This window comes from Agathobacter sp. (genome assembly GCF_977054825.1).
Genome location: NZ_CDRTEH010000026.1, coordinates 21,854 through 28,079, shown reverse-complemented (window position 1 = coordinate 28,079; position 6,226 = coordinate 21,854). Strand labels below are relative to the sequence as shown.

The window sequence follows — 6,226 nt, the reverse complement described above, 5'->3', positions numbered from 1 at the left end:
TTACGATCATTGTTGCAAAAAATCGATGTTCCCGGCGGGAATTGAACCCACAACTAGCGCTTAGGAGGCGCTTGTTATATCCATTTAACTACGAGAACAAATGCCGTATTTTCAAGCTTTTCAGCCTGTTTCGGTTACGGTGACCTTCTTTATGAACTCAATCACTTTTGTGATGAATCATCTGTTTTCTTATTTCGACATTTCTATATGCCACAGTTCAAATCGAACTCTTAGTTACCGCCTTTTACTCACTCACGGCTTTAACCATGGTTATGTCTTAGGAGGCGCTTGTTATATCCATTTAACTATGAAAACAAATGCCGTATTTTCGGGCTTTTCAGCCTCTTTTCCGGTTACGGTGACCTTCTCTATAATTCTTATCAATCTCTTGATGAATTACCTTTTTTCTTACCTCTTAGATTCTTCTCGGCTCCTGCTTTTTTTACCTCTGAACAAAAACCTTTTTTCTGTTTTGGGTTCTGTTATATCCAAAACTTAGGAGGCGCTTGTTATATCCATTTAACTACGAGAACATTTGTATATTACAAACAAATACTCCCCTGCATCCAGATGTTTCCTTTGAAACGTCTGCCAACCATCGGCTCACCGATGAGGTCATTTTTGTTTATACACACGCTAAATATTATATCATTACATGACACTTTTATGCAATATATTTTTTCATTTGTAATGATATTTTTTTCTTCTGTGAACTCAATAATATCTCCAAGCACGCTGTACTGGTCACTTTCGATGCCATATGGCATGAAATATGTCGTTACGATTGAAAGAATATCCTCATTTTGGATTCTTCTTGTAATGGATGAGTATAAATCTATATCTTCCATTGTGAGGCTTTCCATAGCACTCTCATCACCATCTCTGGCCTCTGCAATCAGCTGCTTTCTATCCTTTTTGTCTGAGTCAACTGTGTTTAATGTTTTAGCTTTTTTCTGTTTCATTGGCAACAAAATACAGCCATCAACTGACAGTCCTGAGAGCACTGCTCCCTTTGCCCTTACCTCTCTGTTTATGTATGACTTCTCTGACAGATAATCACACACATTCTGCAGATAAAATATAAGTGTTACGCCGAGATTAGGATCATCACATACACCTGCGTATGATTCCTTCTCTGAGTGTTTTTCGATATCTATTATCTCATTTGTAGTCTTTTCACTTCCCATGAAATACGGATAGTAGTAATCTATGTCAAAGCTATCATCGTCATTGTATATTCCTCTGACCGTAATTCCCATATTGGAAGCCACATCACATGACAGCTCGGCAAATTCATTGCCCTCGGAATCCTTTGTTACCTTTAGTTTTTCCGGCTTATCTATTATGTTTTTAATTACCTCGTTTAACTGTTTCTTTGTTATATCTGAAAATCCTATTGCTCTGAGGAATTGGTGCATTACTTATTTCTCTTTTCTTTAAATTACCTGAAGAATTGAAATGTTTTTGTCGAGCATGAGATTTAATCTGTTGTGCATCATCACTTTGCCGTTATTTTCATTCCCGAAAATCATGATAATTGGATTTTCCGGATCGACTGTCTGGGAAACTACCACGCCCTCTTCTTCGGCATTTGTCTTTACAGTCGTGCCTACAGGATATTTTGCTACTGATGAAAGCAGACACCTAATGATTTTATTGTCAAATTCTCCACCTTCATTTTCCTTTATCTTATTTATGGCATCCTGCACACAGATACGCTTACACTCCATGCCGCTTATCAACGAATCAAACGCATCACATGCCTGTATTATTCTACATTCCAGTTCCTTATTCTTTTGCTTCATTGGGAAACCCGTGCCTGCCAAATTTTCATGATGTGATAAAACCATCTTCATTGATATTGGCGCTATCCAGCTTTCCTCATCCAATGCCGAATATCCCAAAATGGTATGCTTTTTGTACTCAAAAAGCTCCGCAGGATCTGCATTGGAAAAATCCCTGTTTTTATATCGTGTGACAATAAAACGCAGCCCAATGTCATGTAGTAAACAGCCCACAGCTATGTTATACTTTCGTTTTTCGTCCAGCTTCAGCTTTCTGGCAACGAGCACTGATAAAAGTGTTACCATGACTGTGTGCTCATATAAGTCCGAATTGCGCTCTTTTATATCAACAATCACGTCATACGGCATATCATTTATATCATGGACAATATCATTAGCTATTATCTCAAACTCCTTTAAGGATTTGCCATCATGATATATATGACTTTCCATCAGTCTGCGCACTTTTTCCACATATTTGTTGAAAATAGCCGGGTCTACGATAGAATTCGGACTTTCGTAATTCTCATACGGATCCTCTACCATCACTGATTCTATCCCAAGTGACTCTATAAGTGGCACATAATCAGGCTTAAGCTTTGTGCCATTTGGTATTAAAATATCATTTTTCTCTGTTAGTATTGGTTCCGCAAGTACTTCACCGCCAACTAAGCTGCTGACTGCTTTTATCCTCATAAACTAAAACACCCCATTGTTATTTTTCTGCAGGCGTATTTGCCTCCTTGGCCATATTCAACGCTTCCTGCTCTTCATCTGCTAAAACAATAATGGAATTTCCGCCAACAATCTCCTTGATGTATGTATAACAGCCCTCACGACTGTGAACGGCATTGAGCACAAAACCATCATCCTTTCCATTTAGCATGGCAAGTGAAAAGCTTAGCTTTCCGCCCATCTCATTAAATGCATCATACTTCACAAGTCCTACCTTCTGATATGAACACTTCATGTTAGCAAATAATTCTTCTATATTCTTTTTGTTTAATGAGTTTGCTGCAACAAGTTCATCTACCTCGTCAAGTCTCTTGATAATTGTGTCCTCCAATGACTTTGCATTTTTTCCACTCATAAACACCTTGTATCTTTTTTTGAGCTTACCAACCTGCACCATATTTATGATTATGAGGATGAGCAGAATAATTACCACTCCCATCAATCCTAATATAATGTAGTCAGAATCGAATCCTAAATATTCAGAAATCATTTTTTACTCCTATCTATATTGTCGTACATTTTGCATAAAATTTAAATAGTCTCTTTGTCTCATTTTCTGTATAAATTTATTATTTCTTTCATTAAATACACAAAATCTGAATACTATCTTATTTTTTTACTGTGTTTGAACCGAATTAAGCATGTTTACTATTCTATCCAGCTCATCATGAGAATAATATTCTATTTCTATCTTTCCGGAATTTTCATTCTTTCTGTTAATTAGAACCTTTGTTCCCATATTCTTTTTAAGCTTTTCCTCAAGATCCTTGTAGATTGCTTCCATCTGAGGATCAACCGGCTTTTCTGCCTTGGTCTTTTTTTTGTTCTTCTGCAATGACTTAACAAGCTTCTCTGTATCCCTTACGCTGAGCTTTTGGTCAAAAATCTGCTGTGCTAGCACATACTGCTGATCCTGGTCCTCTATTCCGAGCAATGCTCTCGCATGGCCTGTAGTGAGCATTTCATCTATAACCATCTGCTGTACCTTTTCATTGAGCTTGAGTAAACGCATTGAATTGGTAACTGCTGTTCTGCTCTTTGATACTCTCTCTGCCACCTCATCCTGCTTCAGTTTAAATTCCTCAAGCAGACGTTTGTATGCCAAGGCCTCCTCAATTGGATTCAAATCCTCTCTCTGAATATTTTCTATGAGAGAGATTTCCATAATCTGCTGATCGGTTAATTTTTTAATTATAACAGGAACTTCCTTTAAACCAGCCAGCTTTGCTGCTCTCCATCTTCGCTCACCTGCGACGATTTCATAGTAATCATCTCTTTCCTGACAAAGCAGAGGCTGTAAAATGCCAAACTGCTTTATTGACTCTGATAATTCAATAAGTGCATCCTCATCAAATTTTTTTCTCGGCTGTTCTCTGTTAGGTTCTACTTTATTAATATCCATCATTACAGCATCCGCTGCATGATTACTCTTTGGTTTTACCGGTTTTGACACTTTGTCTGTAATTAATGAATCAAGTCCCTTGCCCAATCCTTTTTTTGCCGCCATACTATATTAAATATCCTTTCTCGCTATTATTTCCTTTGCCAGATTTCTGTAGCTTTCTGCTCCGGCCGATTTACTGTCATACATATTTATTGGAATACCATATGACGGAGCCTCCGCCAGTCTGATATTTCTTGGAATCATTGTATTGTAAATCTTTGTATCCAGATTTTCTTTTACTGTCTCTACAACCTGGTTTGACAGATTTGTCCTGACATCATACATGGTGAAAACCACTCCCTCAATCTGAAGCTCCGGATTAAGTCTCTCCTGTACCAGATTGATTGTATGAATCAGCTGACTAAGCCCCTCCAATGCATAATATTCACACTGAATAGGAACCAACACTGTATCTGCCGTTGTCATTGCATTGACTGTCAGCATGTTGAGTGACGGAGGACAATCAATAATAATAAAATCATAATCCTCTTTTATGTAATCAACTGCACTCTTTAATATGTATTCCTTATCATTGATGCCCAAAAGCTCAATCTCAGCTCCGGCCAGATTTACATTAGATGGAATGACATATAAATTGTCTACTACGGTCTTTTCAATACTCTCTGCAATTGAACACTCATCAAGCATGAGATTATATACCGTGTTCTCCACTTCGTCCTTATTTACACCAAGGCCGCTTGTCATATTTCCCTGCGGATCCAAATCAATTGCCAGCACCTTTTTCTTTTTCTCAGCCAGACACGCTGCCAGATTGATAGAAGTAGTGGTCTTTCCAACCCCACCCTTCTGATTTGCAACTGCTATAATTCTTCCCATTATAAATCCTTTCGCAATTTACTTGATATTGTAAATTGAAATCTTACACACTTAAATTATTATATCACTCTTAACTGTATAATGCTATAAAATTCCACTATGTAAGCACATTATTTTTTAATAATTGAAATAATTATTCATTCAATTCAATTTTTATTTTGCTAAATGCAACTATACATTCTTGCCCATTTCATATACTTTATTTAAAATATCATGCATATTTTTCACATCCTCTGTTTTTCTTGTGTCATACGCAAATATAATACCGCCCTCTTCACTACCATTTTCTCCGAAGCATGAAATATACTGTCTGAAACACTTAATCATGGTTTGTACATTTATTTCTTTTCTTGTAGCTGCAGCACTTAATAAATAGAAAATCTTCTTATCCATACTATCTTCAATTGCAAAAGTTCTGTCAATCATTCTTTTCATCAAAGAAGGCCATGTGTAAAAATAAACCGGACATGCTAAAACAATTACATCTGCTTTATACATTTCATCATATATTTCATTCATATCATCGTCTTGAACACATTTTCCTCCATTTTGCTGGCAAATAGCACAACCACTACAATCTATTATTGTTTTATCCTTCAATACAATTTCTGTTACAGTATTACCGTTTTCAATTGCGCCTTTGGCAAATATATCAGCCATTGTTGCAGTATTACCTTCTGCTCTTGGACTTCCTTTAATTATTAAAACATTTTTATTCATATAAATTATGTCTCCTTCTATATCCTTTATTTAAATTTTTAATCAGTCTAATTATTAAAACGTAGCTTTCTCGTATTCACTCATTATATCATTTAAATGTTTCACGTGAAACATTCTTATTTTATCATTTAATACTTATACTTATCAATTAATATTTATTAAATTTTATACAATTAAATTACATAATAATTGATTATACACTATCATATAATCTCGAATTACATAATAATTGAGATTATATCCCACCATATAATTTAAACGCAAAATATTAACCTATACAATATAAAATCGCACATAATTATTTTTAAAATAATATACTATATGACATTTATTGTACATCCACAACGCAATTAATCCGACATACATATACATTTCAAACGAATCTACGCAGTAACTTAGAGTATGTTTGAAATCACTTCAACACATAGCAGCGCTCGTACACGTATGTACGAGCGAGTCCATACTGAGCCACGATGGCGAATATGGACGGTTGCGTCCTATTGTCTCAGCCTATATGTGATTTCTTACATACTCTTGGTTACGGAGTAAAATGAGTGCAGAATGTATATGTATGGCGGATTCCGTACTTCTGTCTCAACCTATATGTGATTTCTTACATACTCTTGGTTACGGAGTAAAATGAGTGTGGAATATATATGTATGACGGATTCCGTACTACTGTCAATAAATTAAATTATTCCCTATA

At 35.9% G+C, this 6,226-nt stretch carries 6 protein-coding genes and 1 tRNA gene; all 7 read right to left on the bottom strand.

Going from position 1 to position 6,226, the window contains the following annotated elements; translation table 11 throughout:
• Positions 1–26: 26 nt before the first annotated feature.
• Positions 27–98: transfer RNA gene (locus tag ACW6PM_RS13185), tRNA-Arg, on the bottom strand.
• A 444-nt stretch (positions 99–542) separates the two neighbouring features.
• The gene (locus tag ACW6PM_RS13180) at positions 543–1,418 is read right to left on the bottom strand and encodes a DUF3881 family protein (protein ID WP_308669568.1); all 876 of its coding nucleotides are present in this window, start codon (positions 1,416–1,418) and stop codon (positions 543–545) included.
• Positions 1,419–1,436: 18 nt separating this feature from the next.
• Positions 1,437–2,480 carry an HD-GYP domain-containing protein gene (locus ACW6PM_RS13175; protein WP_456057428.1) on the bottom strand — a complete coding sequence of 348 codons (1,044 nt, stop codon included), beginning with the start codon at positions 2,478–2,480 and terminating at the stop codon, positions 1,437–1,439.
• 19 nt (positions 2,481–2,499) lie between these two features.
• The gene (locus tag ACW6PM_RS13170; protein ID WP_308651492.1) at positions 2,500–3,009 is read right to left on the bottom strand and encodes a DUF4446 family protein; all 510 of its coding nucleotides are present in this window, start codon (positions 3,007–3,009) and stop codon (positions 2,500–2,502) included.
• Between the two features lie 126 nt (positions 3,010–3,135).
• Positions 3,136–4,026, bottom strand: coding sequence for a ParB/RepB/Spo0J family partition protein (locus tag ACW6PM_RS13165; RefSeq protein ID WP_456057427.1), 891 nt, complete (start codon positions 4,024–4,026; stop codon positions 3,136–3,138).
• Between the two features lie 6 nt (positions 4,027–4,032).
• The gene (locus tag ACW6PM_RS13160; protein ID WP_117998259.1) at positions 4,033–4,800 is read right to left on the bottom strand and encodes a ParA family protein; all 768 of its coding nucleotides are present in this window, start codon (positions 4,798–4,800) and stop codon (positions 4,033–4,035) included.
• 171 nt (positions 4,801–4,971) lie between these two features.
• Positions 4,972–5,520, bottom strand: a complete 549-nt coding sequence (locus tag ACW6PM_RS13155) for a flavodoxin family protein (protein WP_456057426.1) — start codon at positions 5,518–5,520, stop codon at positions 4,972–4,974.
• Positions 5,521–6,226 lie beyond the last annotated feature (706 nt).

What these genes read in the sequence shown, in the direction of transcription:
- ACW6PM_RS13180 (WP_308669568.1), bottom strand. Translation starts at nt 1,418, where the DNA reads ATGCACCAATTCCTCAGAGCAATAGGATTTTCAGATATAACAAAGAAA.
- ACW6PM_RS13175 (WP_456057428.1), bottom strand. Translation starts at nt 2,480, where the DNA reads ATGAGGATAAAAGCAGTCAGCAGCTTAGTTGGCGGTGAAGTACTTGCG.
- ACW6PM_RS13170 (WP_308651492.1), bottom strand. Translation starts at nt 3,009, where the DNA reads ATGATTTCTGAATATTTAGGATTCGATTCTGACTACATTATATTAGGA.
- ACW6PM_RS13165 (WP_456057427.1), bottom strand. Translation starts at nt 4,026, where the DNA reads ATGGCGGCAAAAAAAGGATTGGGCAAGGGACTTGATTCATTAATTACA.
- ACW6PM_RS13160 (WP_117998259.1), bottom strand. Translation starts at nt 4,800, where the DNA reads ATGGGAAGAATTATAGCAGTTGCAAATCAGAAGGGTGGGGTTGGAAAG.
- ACW6PM_RS13155 (WP_456057426.1), bottom strand. Translation starts at nt 5,520, where the DNA reads ATGAATAAAAATGTTTTAATAATTAAAGGAAGTCCAAGAGCAGAAGGT.